The 20,048-nt window shown below is 33.1% G+C and carries 16 protein-coding genes; 5 read left to right on the forward strand and 11 right to left on the reverse strand.

What is annotated here, in order from left to right; all coding sequences use genetic code 11:
- Nucleotides 1-21: 21 nt before the first annotated feature.
- Nucleotides 22-513 carry an inner membrane protein YiaA gene (gene yiaA, locus BLT80_RS17655; RefSeq protein ID WP_092470458.1) on the forward strand — a complete coding sequence of 164 codons (492 nt, stop codon included), beginning with the start codon at nucleotides 22-24 and terminating at the stop codon, nucleotides 511-513.
- Nucleotides 514-750: 237 nt separating this feature from the next.
- Nucleotides 751-1,497: an alpha/beta hydrolase gene (locus BLT80_RS17660; protein ID WP_245710294.1), complete on the forward strand. Its 747-nt coding sequence runs from the start codon at nucleotides 751-753 to the stop codon at nucleotides 1,495-1,497.
- 53 nt (nucleotides 1,498-1,550) lie between these two features.
- Here BLT80_RS17660 and BLT80_RS17665 read toward each other — a convergent pair whose 3' ends face one another.
- From BLT80_RS17665 to BLT80_RS17690, 6 genes are all read right to left on the reverse strand, one after another.
- Nucleotides 1,551-4,073 (reverse strand): zinc-dependent metalloprotease, encoded by a 2,523-nt coding sequence (locus tag BLT80_RS17665; protein WP_092470462.1) that lies wholly within the window; start codon nucleotides 4,071-4,073, stop codon nucleotides 1,551-1,553.
- A gap of 55 nt (nucleotides 4,074-4,128) precedes the next feature.
- Nucleotides 4,129-5,385 (reverse strand): fibronectin type III domain-containing protein, encoded by a 1,257-nt coding sequence (locus BLT80_RS17670; RefSeq protein WP_139181100.1) that lies wholly within the window; start codon nucleotides 5,383-5,385, stop codon nucleotides 4,129-4,131.
- A gap of 125 nt (nucleotides 5,386-5,510) precedes the next feature.
- Complete coding sequence (locus BLT80_RS17675; protein WP_092470464.1) at nucleotides 5,511-6,623, reverse strand: META domain-containing protein; 1,113 nt, start codon at nucleotides 6,621-6,623, stop codon at nucleotides 5,511-5,513.
- A 121-nt stretch (nucleotides 6,624-6,744) separates the two neighbouring features.
- Nucleotides 6,745-8,433: a lysine--tRNA ligase gene (lysS, locus tag BLT80_RS17680; protein ID WP_092470467.1), complete on the reverse strand. Its 1,689-nt coding sequence runs from the start codon at nucleotides 8,431-8,433 to the stop codon at nucleotides 6,745-6,747.
- 184 nt (nucleotides 8,434-8,617) lie between these two features.
- Nucleotides 8,618-9,508 carry a thioredoxin family protein gene (locus tag BLT80_RS17685; RefSeq protein ID WP_092470469.1) on the reverse strand — a complete coding sequence of 297 codons (891 nt, stop codon included), beginning with the start codon at nucleotides 9,506-9,508 and terminating at the stop codon, nucleotides 8,618-8,620.
- A 109-nt stretch (nucleotides 9,509-9,617) separates the two neighbouring features.
- Complete coding sequence (locus BLT80_RS17690) at nucleotides 9,618-10,673, reverse strand: LuxR C-terminal-related transcriptional regulator (protein WP_092470471.1); 1,056 nt, start codon at nucleotides 10,671-10,673, stop codon at nucleotides 9,618-9,620.
- Nucleotides 10,674-10,784: 111 nt separating this feature from the next.
- Between BLT80_RS17690 and BLT80_RS17695 the strand changes: the two genes are divergently transcribed.
- Genes BLT80_RS17695 through lipB form a run of 3 tightly spaced genes read left to right on the forward strand, consistent with a single transcriptional unit; the run spans nucleotide 10,785 to nucleotide 12,464 of the window.
- Entirely contained in the window at nucleotides 10,785-10,943 is a 159-nt protein-coding gene (locus BLT80_RS17695) for a YqaE/Pmp3 family membrane protein (protein WP_092470473.1), read from the forward strand.
- 44 nt (nucleotides 10,944-10,987) lie between these two features.
- A complete protein-coding gene (locus BLT80_RS17700; protein ID WP_092470475.1) occupies nucleotides 10,988-11,752 on the forward strand; it encodes a hypothetical protein in 765 nt (254 codons plus the stop codon).
- 13 nt (nucleotides 11,753-11,765) lie between these two features.
- The gene (gene lipB, locus BLT80_RS17705) at nucleotides 11,766-12,464 is read left to right on the forward strand and encodes a lipoyl(octanoyl) transferase LipB (protein ID WP_092470477.1); all 699 of its coding nucleotides are present in this window, start codon (nucleotides 11,766-11,768) and stop codon (nucleotides 12,462-12,464) included.
- Nucleotides 12,465-12,493: 29 nt separating this feature from the next.
- Here lipB and BLT80_RS17710 read toward each other — a convergent pair whose 3' ends face one another.
- The 5 genes from BLT80_RS17710 to BLT80_RS17730 form a co-directional block, all read right to left on the reverse strand.
- Nucleotides 12,494-14,176, reverse strand: a complete 1,683-nt coding sequence (locus tag BLT80_RS17710) for a fibronectin type III domain-containing protein (RefSeq protein ID WP_092470479.1) — start codon at nucleotides 14,174-14,176, stop codon at nucleotides 12,494-12,496.
- Nucleotides 14,157-15,755: a fibronectin type III domain-containing protein gene (locus BLT80_RS17715; protein ID WP_092470481.1), complete on the reverse strand. Its 1,599-nt coding sequence runs from the start codon at nucleotides 15,753-15,755 to the stop codon at nucleotides 14,157-14,159. Before BLT80_RS17715 ends, BLT80_RS17710 begins: the two co-directional genes overlap by 20 nt.
- Before the next feature lie 56 nt (nucleotides 15,756-15,811).
- Nucleotides 15,812-16,861 (reverse strand): nucleoid-associated protein, encoded by a 1,050-nt coding sequence (locus tag BLT80_RS17720; protein WP_092470483.1) that lies wholly within the window; start codon nucleotides 16,859-16,861, stop codon nucleotides 15,812-15,814.
- Nucleotides 16,862-16,951: 90 nt separating this feature from the next.
- On the reverse strand, nucleotides 16,952-19,303 hold the full coding sequence (locus BLT80_RS17725) for a hypothetical protein (protein ID WP_092470485.1): 2,352 nt from the start codon (nucleotides 19,301-19,303) through the stop codon (nucleotides 16,952-16,954).
- 33 nt (nucleotides 19,304-19,336) lie between these two features.
- Complete coding sequence (locus BLT80_RS17730; RefSeq protein ID WP_092470487.1) at nucleotides 19,337-19,939, reverse strand: ribonuclease HII; 603 nt, start codon at nucleotides 19,937-19,939, stop codon at nucleotides 19,337-19,339.
- Nucleotides 19,940-20,048: the final 109 nt, after the last annotated feature.

The raw sequence follows: 20,048 nt of genomic DNA on the forward strand, positions 1-20,048 counted from the left end.
TAATCATTAAAACAAAACAGTATGAATTATCAAACAACAGTATCGGTAAAAGATGAAGAAAATGTAAGATTAAAGAAGAAAGAAAAGAAAGTGTATAACCATAAACCTACCCCTGCATTTATTGGAGCCTCTTGGACAGCCTTGCTTATAGGAATGGTTGCTTATTGTATTGGACTGTGGAATGCAGAAATGGAACTCAATGAAAAAGGCTATTATTTTACCATTCTATTATTTGGATTGTTCTCAGTCATATCGGTTCAAAAAGCCGTTAGAGATAAACTCGAAAACATTCAAGTTACCGAAATGTATTATAGTATCAGTTGGTTCACGTCTATAGCGGCCATTGTTTTATTAACCATTGGACTTTGGAACGCAGATTTAGAACTTAGTGAAAAAGGGTTTTATGCGATGTCCTTTACCTTAAGTTTATTCTCGGCAATTGCTGTACAAAAGAACACAAGAGATGTCGCTTATATTAATAATGAATTAGAAACTAAAGACGACGAAGATTAGTTTTGATGATCGGTTAGTTGTTAACCCAAAACCTTGCAGTACTAAGTGGTGCTGTGAGGTTTTTAAAACGCTTTAATATTGAGGGTAGTTGGTTTGTTATTTAAGACCTCCTATTTCAAAGGATTATTGTAATACCTTTAACTATTAAATATTAAGAAACAAATGGCGCTCACCATTATAATGAAATTTAAAAAACAACTAAAAAAGTTCGTAATTGTACTTTTAAGCATATTTGTTATGATAGCATCCGCACTTTATTTTTTGCAAGAAAAATTATTGTTTTTTCCAAGTACTCTAGAACAAAATTATCAATATCAATTAAATCATAATTTTGAAGAACTATTCTTCAAAACAGATGAGCATACCATTATAAATACACTTCATTTTAAGGTTGAAAACCCAAAAGGGGTTATTCTCTATTTTCATGGAAATGCTGGAGATTTAAGTCGTTGGGGAACGGTTTCAGAATACTTTGTAGATATGGAGTATGATGTCTTAATGATGGATTATAGAACCTATGGAAAAAGTACAGGTATTTTAAGTGAAGATGGAATTTATGGTGATGCCCAGTATTGTTACGATTATCTTTTAAAACAGTATTCCGAAGATGAAATCACCTTATATGGAAGATCTTTAGGTACAGGAATAGCTTCATATTTAGCGTCAAAGAACAAGCCCAAACAGCTCATTTTAGAAACTCCATATTATAGTATTTTAGACGTGGCGAAAGATCGGTTTCCGATTTTGCCTGTAAAACAATTGTTGAAGTATCATTTTCCGACGTATCAATTTTTACCAAAGGCAACGTGTCCGATTACAATTATTCACGGAACTAAGGATAGCGTTGTACCTTTTGCTTCGGCTAAAAAACTTTCAGATTTAAAAATTGAAAATTTGGACTTTATAACTGTTAAAGGTGGTGGTCATAATAATCTGATTGAGTTTGAGGCATATCATAATACCATTCAAACAATTTTGAAATAAAAAAAGGCTTCAAGTTATCTTGAAGCCTTTTTTAAAATGTATTTAAATTTAGATTACTTAGGATCTAAAATAAGATTAATGCGTTCAATAGCATCAGAAATATGGATTCTACTCATTGCGTCTCCTCCACGAGCTGAACGTAATTGGCTACGTAACGACGTTAACTCAGCTCTTACAACAGCTCTGATATCAGATTGGCTAGTGTTAACAGGTGTTACTTTAACATAAGGACTAGATCTTCTTCCGGCAGTTTGATTATCTGCTGTCATTAAGTATTCTAATCGATCAATATGTGCACGTTGTAAATTACGTCTGTATGTATCAATTTTCTTTCCTGTACGTAATTCACTCCAAACGCCTTTACGTAAATCGCTCATCATGTCTGTTAAAGCATATGCATTACTGTCATACGTATTTGCTTCGATAAGACGTTGCATTTTACCTAAACTCATTATGTTGTTAAGTGTTCTAGATTGCATTGCTCTAACGCGCTCAATAGAACCCGTAAACTCAATACGGTCAAAAATGTTTTTGTCAATTAACCATTCTGGAGTTTCAAATAAATTTTTTTGAATAAAAGCCATTGCTTTTTTCTGGTGATCTTTAGGTACAGCCGTATAAACAGCACCGTCTTGGTCAGCTGCTTTATAGTATTCGTAAACGCCTCCAATGTTATTAGAAACATGTCCCATATAACGATTAAACTGAGAAACTACGTGGCCATACATTTCATCCAAATCATCATAACCTTCACCAGCTTCAGTCGTCCACTCAATTAAGTTAGGTACGATACGCTTAAGGTTTTTAATACCGTATTCACTAGCCAACATAGCATCATCACCTAAATCCTCAGTTTGAGAACTTGGATCAACGACGTCACCAGCTTGTTGATGACCAAAACGATACATTGGGTCACCAGCGTGCTTCATAATCCACTCGTTAAGAATTGGTTTTTCTTCTTCAGCTGTTTTATCTAAAATTGGTCTATAACCCCAAGAAATAGCATACTTATCATAAGTTCCGATATCTGGCATTAAAGCCACACCTTCATCACCTGGTTGTGCGATATAGTTAAAACGAGCATAATCCATAATAGATGGTGCAGTTCCATATACTTTAGTGAATTCTGCATCACGTAATTTTTCTACAGGATAGGCAACACTAGACCCCATGTTGTGAGGTAAACCTAATGTGTGACCAACTTCGTGAGACGATACAAAACGAATTAAACGACCCATAACTTCATCCTTAAATTGTGGACTCTGAGCTTCAGGGTTAATCGCTGCAGTTTGTACAAAGAACCAACCACGTAATAATGACATTACGTTATGATACCAATTGATATCGCTTTCTAAAATTTCACCAGTTCTTGGATCACTTACGTGTGGTCCATTAGCATTTGGAATTGGAGAGGCTAAATAACGTACTACGGAATAACGTGCGTCTTCTGGACTCCAATCTGGATCTTCTTCAACCGTTGGTGGTTCTTTTGCAATTATAGCATCTTTAAAGCCTGCAGCTTCAAATGCGACTTGCCAATCTTCGATACCTTGCTTAATATATTTTTTCCATTGTTCTGGAGTTGCTCTGTCAACGTAGTATACAATTTGTTTTTTAGGTACTACTAATTCACCACGCTTAAATTTTTCGAGATCTTCATCTTTAACTTCTAATCTCCAACGGTCTAAAAACTCTAAAGATTTACTTTTTTGATCTTTTAAGCCATAATCTGTTTGGTTGCTTGTAAACCAACCTACGCGTTCGTCAAAATAACGACGCTTCATTGGTACAGCAGGTAACAAGATCATAGAATTGTTAATTTCTAAAGATATAGCACCTGTATTAGAATTTGATGGTGGTGCTCCAGCAGCATAAGTTTTTACTGTACGAGATTCAATGTTCGTCGGGTAAGATTTGATGCTTTCAATGTACGAAAGCTGACCGTCTAAACGTGAAATTTTATATTGCTGTCTTGCGCGTTGTGGAAATCCTAAAGACTTTACATCTTTTTCGAATAAATCTGTAACATCAATTACAGTATTTAAAGAATCCTTACTGAAAGCTTTAATTGAAAAAGTCGCAATTACAGGTTCGAAATTTGAGTTAACAACGGCCTCATGGACTGGTAAAGAATCAGAAGCAACAACTTGATGAGACACCATACGTAACAATACCTTTTTGTCTTTCTTTTCCCAACGCAATACTTGCTCGCTTAATTTACCACCACCAAAACCAAGTCCTGATGCCGTTTTAGCGATACGTGTAACCATAAGCATTTCTCTATCAAAAAGAGAATCTGGAATTTCATAAAAGAATTTATCATCTACAGAATGAACTGTAAATAAGCCTTTGTCACTTTTTGCATCTTTAGTGATAACTTTGCTATAAGGTTGTGGGTCGTTTTTTCCAGGTTTCTTAGCTGGAGGTTTAGCCATCGCTGTGGCATCTTTTCCTGATTTCCCTGCTTTTTTTGCGGTAGAGCAAGAAAATGCTAGAAATGCGGAAACTACAAAGAGTAGTTTAAGGGATACGTGTTTCAAAATAGTCGGTTTTTTTAAATTTTGTTGAAAATACATATTCTATTAAGAATATGTTAATATAAAAACCGATTTTAGTATTTCTTTAACGCTGTTATTCTAAGGTTTCTAGGTAAGATTGAATTAGTGCAACTCCTTCTGTATGCATCATTGAGGTTCCTATAAATGGCATGCTCAAACCATCTAAATAAAACGAGACTCTGTAGTCGATACTAAAACTTTGTTCTACAATATCACTGTCTTCTAATGGGGTTTCAAAAGCAAGATTTAGAGTCGATTCATCCTCACAGTGACCTCCAGGAATATGACAATGTGCACAATTAATATCCATATATGCTCTCGCTCTATTTTCTAAACTTTCATTGTCATCTTCCCAATTTGGTAGGCTTCTAACGGAGGCACTATTAGTTATACCTGTTAATTGAGAATTGGTAATAAATTGTTCTAACTGATTAACTCCATTAATTTCAAAATTCATGGATCTTAATTTTGGACCAATCGGTATAATATTTTCATTATTACCATGGCATGTAAAGCAATCGGTGTTTGATGGAATTTTATAGGTTGTAGAATTACTATTGCCATCGGTATCAATCCATGTAACAGGTAGTGAGCTGCCATCTAAATCTAAAACGGCATCTGTTTGAGCGTCGTTCCATTTGTAATCTCCTGTTTCCCAAGTTCCATTCGATTTAATTAAAATACGTGTTTCAATAATGTGTCTCCCTAATGATACATCACGTTCGTCAATATTGTAGTAGAAGGTTTTTGCAATAACCGTATTGTCTGGAAAAATAGGTAAGCCATCTCCGTCATATGCCATGCTTGTGCCTTCTGGTAAGGCTATGATGCGCTGTTTATGAGCATAGTCTGAAAATAAGGTAGTACTGAGGTTGTATTCAAATCCTTTTGAAGTAATATTTAATTCGTTTAAAGCACCTGAAAATAAATTCAACTCAGAAAGATTCGTTTTAAATTCTGGTATGACGTTAGGGACTAAGGTTGTAAAGCTATAAACATCGGAGTATAAGCTAATGTTGTCCGAACCGCAAATGGTTTGGATATAGATGTCGTAAGTGGTGTTGGCTTGTAATCCGGTGAGTTCTAAAGTTGTGCTAGATGTGGAAATATTTGTTCCATTACCTAATGTAAACCCTAAAATACCATATTCTATAGTATAGGACAACGAAGAATTTGTCGTTTCCCAAATGATGGTGGCAGAATTACTAGTTACAGAATTTGAAGATACATTTGTAGCAGTTTCGCAAACAGGAACAATATCGTCATCGTCATTATTACATGAAAATATAAAACATGTAAAGGTGAGTAGTAAACAGATTTTTTTTAACATCACGTAGGATTTTCTAATTTATAGCTGATTGCTAATGTAATGAAAATCTTTTTTAAGTAAAAGATTATATGTTTTTCAATCTTTGTTACTAATTTACGAGTGATTCGAGAATACTCAAACCAGGCTTATCTTTTTAAAAATTTAAAGCTTTCTGTTTGGTTTTGTGAACTTATAATTTTTAAAATATAGCTTCCTGAAGCTAAAGTACCAATTTCAATATTTTGGGATTCATCTAAGTCAGCGGAAGTCATTAGCCTACCTGAAATATCATAAATAGCGTATGGATTATTGACTAAAGGAACATCGGAAATGAGTTGTAATATATGATTAGATACGTCTGTTATTAGTTTAGTTTTTTGCTCGGTAAAACTATTAATAGACAGGGTTTGCCTACCATAGTTAAGTTCTGATCCATTACTATTATATATGGTTAGCATAGCATCGGAACCGCTTCCAGTAATTTCAAATGTAAATATATCTTCAGGTATATTACTGAGCGATTGAATGTAAGACATTTCAAAAGATCCCGCTGCATTTGGCTCGCACATTAATAAAGTCCATGCGATACTTCTTCTTATAAATGAGTTAGGTTGTATTGGATTGTCGTAAGTGCCATTAAACCCATTACAAGTAGAGTTGCCATAAAATTCACTTTGTCCATTAATAATATCGTCAGAAAAGAATATATTTAAGTTAGGGTCGAAAGTATTTTCAAGTAAAATATCAAATTCCCATATAGAATGTAGAAACCATTCTCCACTTAGATGGTTCGTAGGTGCGTCTTCACGGCCTAAGTTAATGATGTCTCCCAGGCTATTGATAATACTTAAATTGTGTAAATCATTAGTAAATGAATACGTTAAATTTCCAGGTTCTTGTAAAATTGAAAAGTATAAATTCTCAAAGTCAGTTTCCTCAGTTGTAGCACATGTATTGTCTGTAGTTTCAAAATAAGGAATAAGACTTATAGCATTATTTTGTTCGTTCTCAAAGTAAGAGGTAAAAGAGTTACATATGCCATTGCCGTATATATAACGTCCCCAATATTGGTCTAGTGGCGCACTGCTAAATGAATTGTGAAATTCAATATTTGGAGGTGTTGTAACCGTTGAAGGTAAATTTATGGTATTCCCATTAGATTCAATAGAAATTACATTCCAATTACCAATGAAGTTCTGTGAATTTATGACTATTGTAAAACATAAAAATAAGATTAAGGTTGCGTAGCTTTGTTTCATAAAATGAGCGTTTTTATAAAGGTTCTAATTATTAGTAACGCTCTAATATATAGTTTTTAAACTAAAAAAAAAGGAATTACCTCTCGATAATTCCTTTTTTATAAATTTATGTTAGAGGCTTTTAAACAAGCTCAACAAATAAGCCATCATCAGTTTTTTCAACCTTTGTTAGTCCATGTTTACTCAAGCCTTTTAAACCTTTGTCCCAACCTTTATTACTTAAGCCAGATTTTGATTTAAGAACGTTTAAATCCATGCGCTTTTCAGATTTTAAAACTTCTAAAATTGCTTTTTCATTATCACTAAGATCTACTTTCTTCTTCTCTGGTCGCATTTGAGGGAAGAATAATACTTCTTGGATACTCTGATTGTTGGTTAAGAACATAATTAAACGGTCCATTCCAATTCCCATTCCAGATGTTGGAGGCATTCCATATTCAAGCGCACGTAAAAAATCGTGATCTATAAATTCTGTCGCTTCATCATCTCCTTTTTTAGCTAAGCTTAATTGGTGTTCAAAACGCTCGCGTTGGTCTATTGGATCGTTAAGCTCGGAGTATGCATTTGCAACCTCTTTACCACAAACCATTAGCTCAAAACGCTCTGTTAATTCAGGGTTTTCTCTGTGCTCTTTACATAACGGACTCATCTCTTTCGGGTAGTCGGTTATAAATGTTGGTTGAATATAATTTCCTTCACATTTTTCACCAAAAATTTCATCAATCAACTTGCCTTTACCCATGGTCTCGTCAACTTCAATATGCATGCCTTTTGCAGCCGCTCTTATGTCGTCTTCAGATTTATTGTAAATATCAAAACCTGTAAATTCTAAAATAGAATCGCGCATGGTAATACGCTTATAAGGCGCTTTAAAATTAATTTTATGCTCACCAAAAGTAGCATCTGAAGTTCCGTTTACAGCAATAGCACAATGCTCTAATAATTGCTCACAGAAATCCATCATCCAGTTGTAATCTTTGTAAGATACATAGATTTCCATGGCTGTAAATTCAGGATTATGCGTTCTGTCCATTCCTTCATTTCTGAAGTTTTTAGAAAACTCATAAACTCCATCAAAACCACCAACGATTAAACGTTTTAGATATAATTCGTTAGCAATTCGCATGTATAATGGAATGTCTAAACTGTTGTGATGTGTTATAAACGGACGTGCCGCAGCTCCACCAGGAATCGGTTGTAAAACTGGTGTTTCAACTTCAAAATAACCCGCATCATTAAAAAACTGACGCATCGCATTAAAAAGTTTTGTACGCTTTACAAACACTTCTTTTACATGTGGATTAACTACTAAATCGGCATAACGTTGTCTGTAACGCATTTCAGGATCTGTGAACGCATCATACGTTTTTCCGTCCTTTTGTTTTGGTATTGGTAACGGTTTTAAAGCTTTACTCAATAATTTAAAATCCTTTACCATAACGGTCTTTTCTCCAACTTGCGTTGTGAAAAGTGTGCCTTCAATACCTATAAAATCACCTAAATCTAATAATTTCTTAAAGACATCATTGTAAAGCGTTTTATCCTCACCTGTACAAATTTCGTCTCTATTAAAATACACCTGAATACGACCTTCGCTATCTTGTAATTGTGCAAAAGACGCTTTTCCTTGAATGTTAATTGCCATTAAACGACCAGCAATAATCACCTGTTTACCGTCTTCAAAATTAGATTTTATCTGTTTTGAAGTGTGGTTTACCGGAAATAAATCCGCTGGATAAGGGTTAATCCCTAAAGCTCTAAGCTTTTCTAACTTTTGGCGTCTTACCAATTCTTGTTCTGAAAGTTGCATTCTGATTAATTTTTATTGACTTACGTGTTTTTAAGTAAGCAGATGCAAAATTACGCTTTTTACAAAAATTAGAGAACTCCTTTTTAATTTGATTTTAGTGAAACTCTATTTTTGAAAAATTGCATAGCAATTGTATTGAAAATAGCGAGCTGAACTTATCTCGTTGAAGAATGGGATCTCATATTTATTTTGACTTAATAATATTTAGATTTTCTTTTAAATCTTTATTATCAGGATGTAATTGAATAGCTTCCTCTAACACTTTTATAGCCTCTTGTTTTTTGCCGGAAGCACTGAGTGTGTTAGCTAAACTGACAAAGGTTCTAGCTTGCTCAGGAAACAACTTAGTGTTAAGTTCGTATACGGCAATCGCTTCTTCTATGCGGTCTGTAGCGGACAAAATATAACTATAAGTATTTAGTCCGTACATATTTGGGACTTTACCTTTAAACGTTTTTAGAAGTTTTTTGTGTTTACGTTTTAGACCTTTGACTCCTTTTTTGTTTAGAATGTGGTCAACGGTTGTTACAATCTGATAATTAGATTTGTAATTATTAGTGGTAATTATATTCTGAATATCGTCTTCAAAAGTGTCAATAGGATGTTCTACAATGCGGTTAACTTCTTTTCCGTCTTTATAAAATATCACTGTAGGAACACGGTGAATGTTTAAACCTGCTTCTTCGTGTTGAGGGCTCTGTTTGTACATGTCTGCTTGTCTGCTTACCGCAATAACGCTTAACTGCTCCATCGGAAAATTACTTACTTCTAAAACTTTGTAAAGCTTCGGGACTTCTTGTTGGCTATCCCCACACCAAGTTCCTAAAAATAAGGTTATGGAATAGGTTTTTAATTTTGAAGCAATAGCGTTAATAACTTCAGAATTGGGTTCGTAAGCGTCATAGTTTTTTGTAAACCAAGATTTGTAATTATCACCTTCTAAGCCTTCTTTGTTGATTTCTCCGAGTAGAAATGGAGTGCCTCCTTTATCTGTAATTTCTTGATTGAGGTCTTGGGCATTAATTTGAAATGCAGTTAGTAATGTGATTAGAATAATTAAAATGTTCGTTTTCATCGTGATGTTTTTTATTGATTAATATGAAAACAAACATCAATGATTAAGCTCTAAATTTGAATAATTGAAGGTTGGAAATCGGTACTAGTACCAAGGTTGAATTTTGTAACTATTTAGTGAATAGTGATTTGGCGTCGTCTCTAGATTGCACGTTTAACTTCTTGTAGATGTTGTTAGTATGCGTTTTTACCGTGCTTACGCTTAAAAAAAGAGATTCAGCAATGTCTTTATTGGTTTTGTCTAAGAGTAAATGCTCTAAAACCACTTGTTCTTGCTTTGATAATTTTGCTTTTAAATCTACAATTTTAGATTGGTTTCGTTTCCAGAAGCGATACAAGAAAAATAGATTCAGAAAAATGGACAATCCTAGAATAGAGTAGAGTAAAAGGCTCCAGTTCGATCCTGTGTTTCCATGTGACGCAGACAACATATAGCGGTCAGCTTCTAATTCGTTTGTATATTGTTTGGTGTAAGGGGCATTAGGATAAGTCGTTTCTAATCGTGTTTTTAAATTATCGTAGTATTGATTTTGCTTCAAGTCTTCAACATAATAACTGTGCAAATCACTACTTCTGTCAGATAAATAAGAATAAATATAAAGTTCAGCTATGGGTTCATTTAAAGCCTCTCCAAAATACTGAAGGGTTTTAAACCACTTTTTGTTATTCAGTTTGCGGTTGGCTTCACTTCTAAATTCGCCATAGGCAAAACGCATATCATTTTTTAAGGAATCGATTTTTACAAACGCATTTGCTTTAGGGTTGTTAGATTCCACACGGCAAAATACTTGATTACCAAAAGAAAAAGGCAATTTTAAGGTGTCTGTATTTTTGGCAATAAACAAGAGTGCTTCACTATCACTACAATGACCATTAAAATGATTGGCGCCTTGCTGAATGTCAGAACATTTGTCCACATGAATGCGGTAAATTCGGTTTTCAGCCTCGAGCATATTACCTTTAAATTCAAAGAAACCAGTTGAGTCAGCAATTGTTTTGGCAATAATTTGCTCTGAATACACGCCAGACATTTTTCGGTAATCTTCAACAATAGAAAGATATACGGCTCTGTCCCATTCTTCAGGATTTGTGTAGCCCGAAAATGAATATTGAGCTTTACAAATTGAAGTTATAGCTAAAAAAACGAAAAGAATTCTGATTCGCATAAAACGAAACTACATAATTTTATTCTGATTGCAATACAGTGAATTCATAAAAAGTGTAACATTTATATTGAAATAGCGTCCTATAAATACATCAAATCATCAAACGAAATTATGAGTATCTGGCGCGTTATCCTTTCAATTATTTGTCCACCTTTAGCTGTCTTAGATAAAGGGTGCGGTTCAATTCTTATTACATTTCTATTATGGCTTTGTGGTTGGGTGCCAGGCGTTATAGCAGCATTAGTTATTCTCAATAACCCAAAGCGATAAAATTCTTACCTTTGCGGTCTTAATATTGTATTTAAAAGATTAAAATGAAGAAGGTTTTTACGGTGATTTCTTGTGCGTTTATAATGCTGCTAACAAGTTGTCAGTTTTCTGAAAATATCTATATCAATGAAGACGGTAGTGGTAAGGTGAAATTCTCAATGGATGCATCAGAAATGATGGATGTGTTAGGGCAATTGGGTGAGAATGCCTCTGATGAAATGAGTAAAGCTGTGGATTCAACAATCATTTTTAAGGACTTTTTGGTAGAATATAAAGACAGTATAGCGAATTTGTCTGTAGGTGAACAGGAAAAGATTAAAGCCATGGAGGATTATAAAATTCATATGGTTATGAATCCAGATAAGAAGAAGATGTTTTTTGATTTAGAAACAGACTTTGATGATGCTAGTGAGTTGCGCGATATGTACAAAGCAATGAATAGTTTTAATAATTTAAAAGGTGATGACACTGCTAGTGATAATTTGCCTTTAAGTCCATTTTCTAGTATGGGTAATGAAGGCTCAACTTTGGTTAGTTATTCATATGATGGTACAGTTTTTAAAAGAAGTGCTGAGATTATTGATTTAGAAAAACATCAAAAATCTTTAGATAGTATAGATAAATCGGCCATTATGTTGGGGTCTTCTAAGTATATAATTAATTATCACTTTCCTAAAGCTGTAAAATCATTTTCGAAAGAAGGGGCCATGTATAGTGAAGATCGGAAAACGGTTACTTATGAGGTTGGGTTTATAGATATGCTTAAGGATCCTGAGATATTAAATATTGAAGTTGTTTTAGAAGATTAAAAGAATAATTATTTTGAATAAAAAAATACAACTCCAAGATTTAGGAACTAAAGATTTTAAGGACACTTGGGATTACCAGGAAACACTCTTTAAAGCCATTTTAGAGACTAAAATAAAGAATAGAAGAGAGGACGCTGGCTTAGTAACTGATAATCATTTTCTCTTTGTAGAACATCCGCATGTCTATACTTTGGGTAAAAGTGGTGATCTCTCAAATCTATTGCTTTCTGAAAGTCAATTAGCAGAAAAAGGAGCGACGTTTTACAAAATTAATAGAGGTGGAGATATTACCTATCATGGTCCAGGGCAGATTGTGGGTTATCCGATTCTAGACTTAGATAACTTTTTTACAGATATTCATAAATACTTACGATTTTTAGAAGAAGTGATCATTCTAACATTAGCTGAATATGGTCTGAAAACAGAACGCAGTCCAGGAGAAACAGGTGTATGGCTTGATGTTGGAACGCCATTTGCACGTAAAATTTGCGCCATGGGAGTAAGAGCAAGCCGTTGGGTTACCATGCATGGATTTGCCTTAAATGTGAATGCAGATTTAGGTTATTTTGATCATATTATTCCATGCGGCATTCGAGGTAAAGCTGTAACAACCTTGAATAATGAATTGGGTGTCGATAGCGTAGATGAAAATGAAGTTAAAGAGAAGCTTTTAAAGTATTTTAGTGCGCTTTTTGAAGCAGATTTTGTTTAATATTTTAGAACACAGCTATGCCGTCCTTTTTAATTAGAACACTCTCCGTTAAGCATGTGCATTTCACTTGGATTATAAGCATTATTTGTGGCAAAATTATAGCCATTCATAAAATCATCTATTTCAGAAATTAATGTTGTTAATCCGCATAAATCGGACAACAGAGAATTAAAATGAATATTAATTAACCCTCTATTGAAAGTGAAATTTTGCAAAGGATCTAAATTGGTGATATTTGTGTTTCCTGATATTATTAACGCGTGGTAATTGGCTTGATTATCGCTAAAAGTAATATTTTCAATACCGTTAAGTGTGGTTAGTCCAGTATTGTCAGATATTTCTAAGGTATGATTAAGATCTGTTAAATTTTCTAAACCGTTTAAGCTAGTTATTAGTGGATTGCCTGTTACATGAAGTGATATGGCTTCTTGTAAACTTGATAAACCATTTAAGTTTTGCAATGTGTTATTATCGGTTATAATTACTGATGAGTTACTAGATGAAAGATTGTTCAGCCCTTCTAAATTTAATAAATTATTATTATCAATAATTCTTAATTCACCAGTCGCTGTAACACCTTCTAAGCCTAGTAGTGTTGTTAGACTATCGTTGTTAGTTATTGAAAGGGTTTGCGGCACAAAGGTTAAATTTTCTAATGCTTCAAGCGAGTTCAGATTTGGATTGTACACAACCCAAAAATAATTAGTCACGGAGCTTAAAGATGATAAGCCATTTAAGTTTAAAAGGTTGTCATTATCTGAAATGTATACTTGGTTTGCGGCGGTAATACTATTTAAGCCTTCGCAATTTAACAATTGATCGTTGTCTTCAATAGTCAGTTTGGCGTAATCATACTCTAAATCAATATTTTGAAGTCCACTAAAATTCGTGCAAATTGTATGTCTAATTGAAAGGTTACCTTTTACAGAATATATTGTTTCTAATAAAGATAGGTCAGATACGTCAGTTAAATTTTCTCCAATACTACCAATGTTTAAGTTACCGTTTATCTCATTATAGCCATCATTTCCAAAGTTTTCAACCATAGACTGATTACTTAATAACAAATCATCATCATAAACTTTAAGATCAGTGGTAAAGCTAAAAAGGACTGTTGTCGTTTTTCCTTGTTCATCCACGGCTTCAACACTTCCTGAATAATCTGTTAATCCTTTTAAACTTTCAAAGGTTTGATTTAAAGTGGTCGTTTCTTCTTCAATTAGCGCATTGTCTAAATAGATGTTGTAGGTTATTGGGCGGTCTTCTGGGTCAATAGATTCAGTCCATTCAATGCTTGAATAAAAAGGATTTGTACTCGTCACAGTAATTTCAAATAGGGAAGGAGGCTGATTTAATGCCGTCTCAAAATTAAAAGGAGCTGAAACAGTATTTCCTTCTGGGTCAGAAGCTATAATTTCACCTGTGAAATTTTCATTTTCCGGTAAATTTTCAAAATGATAAGTCATCTCTGTAATGTTATCTGCTTGTTTCACGTTGTTAAGATAGACATCGTAGAAAACGGTGCTTCCTTCAGGATCAATAGATGCTGTCCAAGTAATTTCTGCTGAGGTATTCGTAAGGTCGTTTAATGAAACCTCAAAAGCTGATGGAGGTTGATTTTCGGTCTCATTAACGTCGTTGTCTGAGCACGTGGATAAAAATAATAGTATGAAACCTAAAAAAAGATGTTTTTTAATTACTGCAATTTCCATTAGTAATATCAGTTATTGATGGGTTATATAAGTTGTTGTAGATAGATGGATTATAGCTAGGAGAGAAATTCTGCATTAAATTTTGTATGGCGCAGAAATTAGATAAATTACTGTTGCCAACAAAGTTAATGGTACTACCTACTTGGTTTAAATTTTCTAAACCATCTAAACTAGCAAGGCTAACATTAGTGTAAAAACTTAAGCTTCCATAGGTGATTTCTGTTAGAGATGCAAGTCCTGTGATGTTTTGTAAAGCTGAATTATCCTGAATATCGAATTCGCCTTGAACTGTGGTAAGAGAGGATAAAAAGTTGACATTTGCGAGTAAAGTATTTTTAATAAATATGCGACTAATAGTTGTTATGTTTTCAGTACCATTTAGTGTCGTTAAGGATGTGTTATCCGTGATATTAAAGTCACCTGCTAATGTGGTAACGCTATTAAAAGCATTGATTTGAGTTAAGGACCAATTAGCTTGGATCCAAATACCATCTGCAGTATTTAAATTATTAAACCCAGAAACAGTTATTAAATTTATGTTATTGAGTATTGCTAAACTTTCCCCAACTATTATTAGGCTATTTATGTTTGATATATCTAGTAAATTACTGTTTTGTTCTATTCTGAATGTACCTAAGACTTCTTCTAGATTTTCTAATCCATCTAAATTAGTTAATCCATCATTATGTGTTATACGAAAACTTTGGCCAACATGTTTTATACCTAAACCTGATAAACTAGTGAGGTTGTCAATAAAGTTAATGGTGAAATGCCCTCGCACCTTTTTTATACTGTTAATTGGCGATAAGTCAGTGATATCAGTAAAAGCAGCAAGCGCATCCATTTCTAAATTCCCGGTGATTTCAATATAACCAAGTTCTCCAAAATTATCAACGCTAGCTTGTGTTCTTAAACTTAAATCGCCATGGTAAATACCATCTAAAGTTTCTAAATTAGCGATTAGCACGGTTGTATTGCCCGCTTCATCTTTTGCTATAATTTTTACGTTATAAATAGTTGCTGCATTTAGGTTTTCGAAAATGAAATTTTCTTCGATGAGGTTCGAAGATATTAATTGTTCATTGATGTATAAATCATAGGTAACATTTTCGTTTTCAGGATCTATAGCTTCTGTCCAATTGACATCAAGTGAGACATTACTCGGTGTAGCTGAAGTTAGCTCAAAATTACTTGGTGGTAAATTTTCAGTTGTTGTGAATGAAAAATTAGCGATACGCTCATTATCATCAGGGTCATGGGCTACTACATAACCATCGTAATAGTTAGAGACTATTAAATCTTCAAAAGTATAGGTTCTAATGCTTTGATGGCTAGAGTGTTCTTGATTTTCTAAAAAGACAGAATATTTAATCGTTTCTCCTTCTGGATCAAATGACTCACTCCAACTAATTTCTACATTAGTATTACTCGTGGAGTTTACCGTAACTTCAAATTCTGAAGGGATACCACTATTGTCATTATCTGTTGCACAGCTGAAAATGATTAACCCAAGAAAAAATAATGCGAATTTTGCTAAATTATTGTAGGTTAGATTTTTTTTGGAAAGTAATTGAGTCAATAGTTTAGTGTAAAAATTAGTGAACTAAGTTCGACTATTTTTTTAAAACACCCAAATTAAGTCTCGTCATTAAAAAATACCTTATAAAAATGCATTTTCTTCTCTTCATCGTAACCGCGTTCTAGATATTCTGCAGAAGCATCCGGTGCATCAACATCGAGTTTTATTTGTATGTTGGTATCGAGTTTTATTTCGGTTTTAATTTTTTGCTTTTGCTTTTTTAAAGCAACTTCAGAAACGTCAAACTGGTTTCTAATCAGTACTTTGTTGTCCGTTTCGTAGGTTTTTTTATAGTCTTCAAATAATTGAATTTTATCTTCTTCATCAAAAACTTCTTCTTTGAAAGTGTCGATATTTACAATTTCATTTTCTTTGAAAAAATCAACCGTTTTAGCTAGGAAGTTGCTTTGCTCTTGACCTCCAAAATTAGGTTGCAAAACTTCTTTTGAAAACTCTCTACAAAGCTCAATACAATTTTTGGTATGCTGATTACTATCATCTGGATAGCTAATGTTTAGGAAACTTTTAATCCAATATTGTGTATCATAAGTGTTGTTGTCTACACTAAACACAATTTTACCTTCCATATCGGAAGTATTTAAGATTAAACAACCTTTATCTACTTTTTTGGCTTGGATGCCTTTTTGAACTAAAATATCGTAGTTGTTATCTTCTAAATAAGTCTGAAAAAACTCTGTCTTATTTTCAATTTTAAAGATCCCAATAGCATCAGTAAAATAGTCCTCGTATTGCACGTTTTCAAAATGACAAATAAGCACATCTCCAGTTTTGATTTGAGCAGAACTACTTTGCTCAAACAGATGGGTTACAATATGTTTTGAAATCTCAACAAAATCTGCATCTTCTTTAAAGAGTTGATCGCTATAGATGTTGATTTCATTGAGCCCAACGTCGCTATGATGATGAAAACGATAACTTTCAGCAACGCTAACAAAAGGCTTTAAAAGATAGGGTAGCATTAAATTATAAGTAGCTTCATCAAAATCTACAATAGCGTCTGAAAAGGCATTTTTTGTACCATTAAATTTGTTGCCAACTTTGTGAATTATACAACTTCTTAAGGTTGCTTTTTGTCTTTTTATCATGATGAAATTGTCGTCTAAATTTTGAAATTACAATACTACAAAAGTATGGGCTTATTCTAGTGCGAAAATAGCGCTTAAATAGAATTGATTTTAATGTAATTTGTAAACCACTATAGTTTTCTCATCACTTTGGGTGATCAATTCTAAACCGCTATCGTTATCTAGTTTTTCGAGAACTGCAGCTGAAGTACCAAAAACCGGGAAATTTGGAATTGATTTCGCTTGACTATCAAAAAGATACACTTTCTTAGATTGTTTGTCAGTAGTCGTAACATAGATCTTGTCATTCAAATAGAAAATTCTAGGCGCAGTATAGTCTCCGTAATCTAAATCAATGGTTCTAGATTTAATAATTAATCTATTTTCCCTTAATGAAACTAAGGTTTTACTAGTGGTGGCTATTTTGTGTTTATCAGTAAGATTCAAATCTTTTGTACTTAGATTTCCTTTTGTGTCTACTTGGATAAGTTGGCCAAGTGTATTGGTTGTCGTAAACTTATTTTGGTATAAGTAGATATCATTATCTGAGAAACGAATCCTATCTTTTGTATTAATTCTAACAGTACCTTGTCTGTTTAAAATTTTAAGTTTTTCTCCAGCTCCGAATACGATATAATCTTTACTCCCAATTCTGAAATGTTTGGGTTGTGATGAAATTTCAGAATCATTATTTTTATAATTAAAACCACCAACAGATTGCCCTTTTGCGTTATACATCAATAGATTTTTTCCTTGTGTAACTAGTAATCTATAGTCTTTGCGCTTATCGTAATCAAAAACTGAAAGCGGTTGGGTAATAGCATCATTAAATTTTAAAGGAAATGGGGAAACATCATTGCCATTTCGGTCTAAAATGTATAGTTGGTTTGGTGTTGTAAACGCTAATTGTAATCGGCCATTTTTATACATGTCAATCTGTTCGATCTGTCCTAGGATTTGACCCTGTAGTTGTTTTTTCCATAGAATAGTACCAGAACTTGAAATCAGATAAATTATATTGTTTACATCCTGAACGACGATATCATGCGATTTAGAAACATGATTCTTAACGGCTTGTGGAGCTGTTAATAGTGTGGTTTCAAGTTGGGTGGTAAATGTTTCAACAACAGAATTTGAAGCGGCTCTTTTTTTGAATTTCTGAATAATTCCGTTGATGTGAGTGTAATTGTCTTCGCGTATAAATTGGACAGCGTTGGCATTATAGCCATTCATTGGTTGGTCTAAAATTGTCGATAATTCTTTAGAATTCTTAAAGATAAATAAGGAGGCTTCATCACTCAAATGATCACTGATACTTTGAAAAGCATCCGAATTAACAAGTGTGTTGTTGTTTAATACATCTGTTAGAATCGATTTTAAGGTTTCAGAAGAGCTAGAAAACACAATAAAATTTTCAAAAACAGAAAAGAAATTAGCATTTTCAAAACTTATAAAAGGGTTTAAGTTAGACTTGAAGAAGTCGGGTTGTCCAAACTCATAAATGTCAATATCTCTAAATGATTCAGATATTGACTTGTCTTCAATAGATTCAATAATTAAGTTTGGGTCTAATGAATGAAGTACCAAAACATCGTCAATTAGGGCAATTTCATCTGTAAAGTTTAAGAAAGTTTCAGAAACGTCTGCTATGCTATCATTTAGCTGATTGTTTTTGTTAAATATTGAAAAATCATCATAAGTAATACTAACTAAAGAACCTGTGTTATATGGCGCAATTGAAGTTGAATTTGTTTTTTGAGGGATGGTATTTTTAAAGCGATCTAGGTCGTTAGCACTTGAGTCTTTTGAAGTTAATATACCATTGTAGTTCAGTCCTTTTTCTGTGTAATCAAAATCTAAAATTGTATAGTTCGAATTGCCCTTATTTACAAGATCTGAAAATAATAATTTTGAATAATTAGTAGCCTCTGATTTAAATAGGATAGAAGCGACTGATTTTTCATCCGTAGTCTCAATTAGCTTACTAAGTTCAGGGTCTTCATTTTCAGAGTTTAGAGTTTTTAATAGTTCTAAGTTATTTGAACCAGCAAAAGTGTTTCCTATAATTTTGTGATAGATGATATGGTCGTTAATTTGGGTTTCTTCAATTTTTAAATTGACCAAAGTTTTCGAAATGATATTTTTTATGGAGTCTAATACAAATAATGTACTGTCGTTTTCTGTAAGAATTAGATAATTAGAATCTTTAAATGACACATAAACCTGCTTTGTTGTATTAAGGTTGTTTAGGAGGGCAGCTGCATCTTTTAACTCCTCATTATATAGGGTAGAGAGAACATCATTATTTTCAATACTACTAACAAAATCGTTTAATTCATTTACTCGAATAACTGTAGACGTTTCAGCTGGAATAAATTTATAAGGTTGTTTGGTTTTGTTGTAGTCTTTTTGGCAAGCCAATACTAAGGTGAACACTATTAATAAAAAACCAAGTCGCTTCATTAGGTTGAAAATTTAATTTACAAATATAAAAAGTTATATATCCAATTTGTATTGCTCAGGCAATAATCTAAATGATTTTCTATGATATTTAGTGATGCCGTATTTTTTTATTGCCGCTCTGTGTTCTTTTGTTGGGTAACCTTTATTTTGTTTCCAATTATACATCGGGAATTCTTCGTGTATTTTTTCCATATAATTATCTCTATAAGTTTTTGCTAATACAGAAGCCGCTGCAATACTCATAAACTTACTGTCACCTTTAACTATCGTAGAATGCGGTATGTCTTCAAAGGGTTTAAATCTATTTCCATCTACAATAATATATTCTGGAATTGTTTTTAATTGCGATATAGCTCCATGCATCGCTTTTATAGAGGCATTTAATATATTAATGGTGTCGATTTCTGATTCAAAAATATGTTGAACACCATATGATATGCTTAGATCTTCAATCATAGGTTTTAATAATATTCTGTTTTTTTTAGAAAGTTGTTTGGAGTCATTTAATAATTTGTTTTTATAAGAAAGCGGTAAAATAACGGCTGCAGCTGTTACGGGACCAGCTAAACAACCTCGACCAGCTTCATCTGTACCACATTCTAAATTAAATGTTGAAAATTGAATTTTTAAAGCCAAAATGTTAATTTTTAAACAAAGTTAAAATTTTAACGCAACCCTTTTACACTTTTCACATCTAAGTAATGAGTTTAAGGTTGAAAACAAAGGAAAAAATGATTTACTGGTA

It is taken from the genome of Winogradskyella thalassocola, assembly GCF_900099995.1.
Classification (GTDB): Bacteria; Bacteroidota; Bacteroidia; order Flavobacteriales; family Flavobacteriaceae; genus Winogradskyella; species Winogradskyella thalassocola.

Excerpts from the sequence above, each read along its gene's own strand:
- yiaA (WP_092470458.1), top strand. The coding sequence starts at position 22 with ATGAATTATCAAACAACAGTATCGGTAAAAGATGAAGAAAATGTAAGA.
- BLT80_RS17660 (WP_245710294.1), top strand. The coding sequence starts at position 751 with ATGATAGCATCCGCACTTTATTTTTTGCAAGAAAAATTATTGTTTTTT.
- BLT80_RS17665 (WP_092470462.1), bottom strand. The coding sequence starts at position 4,073 with ATGTATTTTCAACAAAATTTAAAAAAACCGACTATTTTGAAACACGTA.
- BLT80_RS17670 (WP_139181100.1), bottom strand. The coding sequence starts at position 5,385 with ATGTTAAAAAAAATCTGTTTACTACTCACCTTTACATGTTTTATATTT.
- BLT80_RS17675 (WP_092470464.1), bottom strand. The coding sequence starts at position 6,623 with ATGAAACAAAGCTACGCAACCTTAATCTTATTTTTATGTTTTACAATA.
- lysS (WP_092470467.1), bottom strand. The coding sequence starts at position 8,433 with ATGCAACTTTCAGAACAAGAATTGGTAAGACGCCAAAAGTTAGAAAAG.
- BLT80_RS17685 (WP_092470469.1), bottom strand. The coding sequence starts at position 9,508 with ATGAAAACGAACATTTTAATTATTCTAATCACATTACTAACTGCATTT.
- BLT80_RS17690 (WP_092470471.1), bottom strand. The coding sequence starts at position 10,673 with ATGCGAATCAGAATTCTTTTCGTTTTTTTAGCTATAACTTCAATTTGT.
- BLT80_RS17695 (WP_092470473.1), top strand. The coding sequence starts at position 10,785 with ATGAGTATCTGGCGCGTTATCCTTTCAATTATTTGTCCACCTTTAGCT.
- BLT80_RS17700 (WP_092470475.1), top strand. The coding sequence starts at position 10,988 with ATGAAGAAGGTTTTTACGGTGATTTCTTGTGCGTTTATAATGCTGCTA.
- BLT80_RS17710 (WP_092470479.1), bottom strand. The coding sequence starts at position 14,176 with ATGGAAATTGCAGTAATTAAAAAACATCTTTTTTTAGGTTTCATACTA.
- BLT80_RS17720 (WP_092470483.1), bottom strand. The coding sequence starts at position 16,861 with ATGATAAAAAGACAAAAAGCAACCTTAAGAAGTTGTATAATTCACAAA.
- BLT80_RS17725 (WP_092470485.1), bottom strand. The coding sequence starts at position 19,303 with ATGAAGCGACTTGGTTTTTTATTAATAGTGTTCACCTTAGTATTGGCT.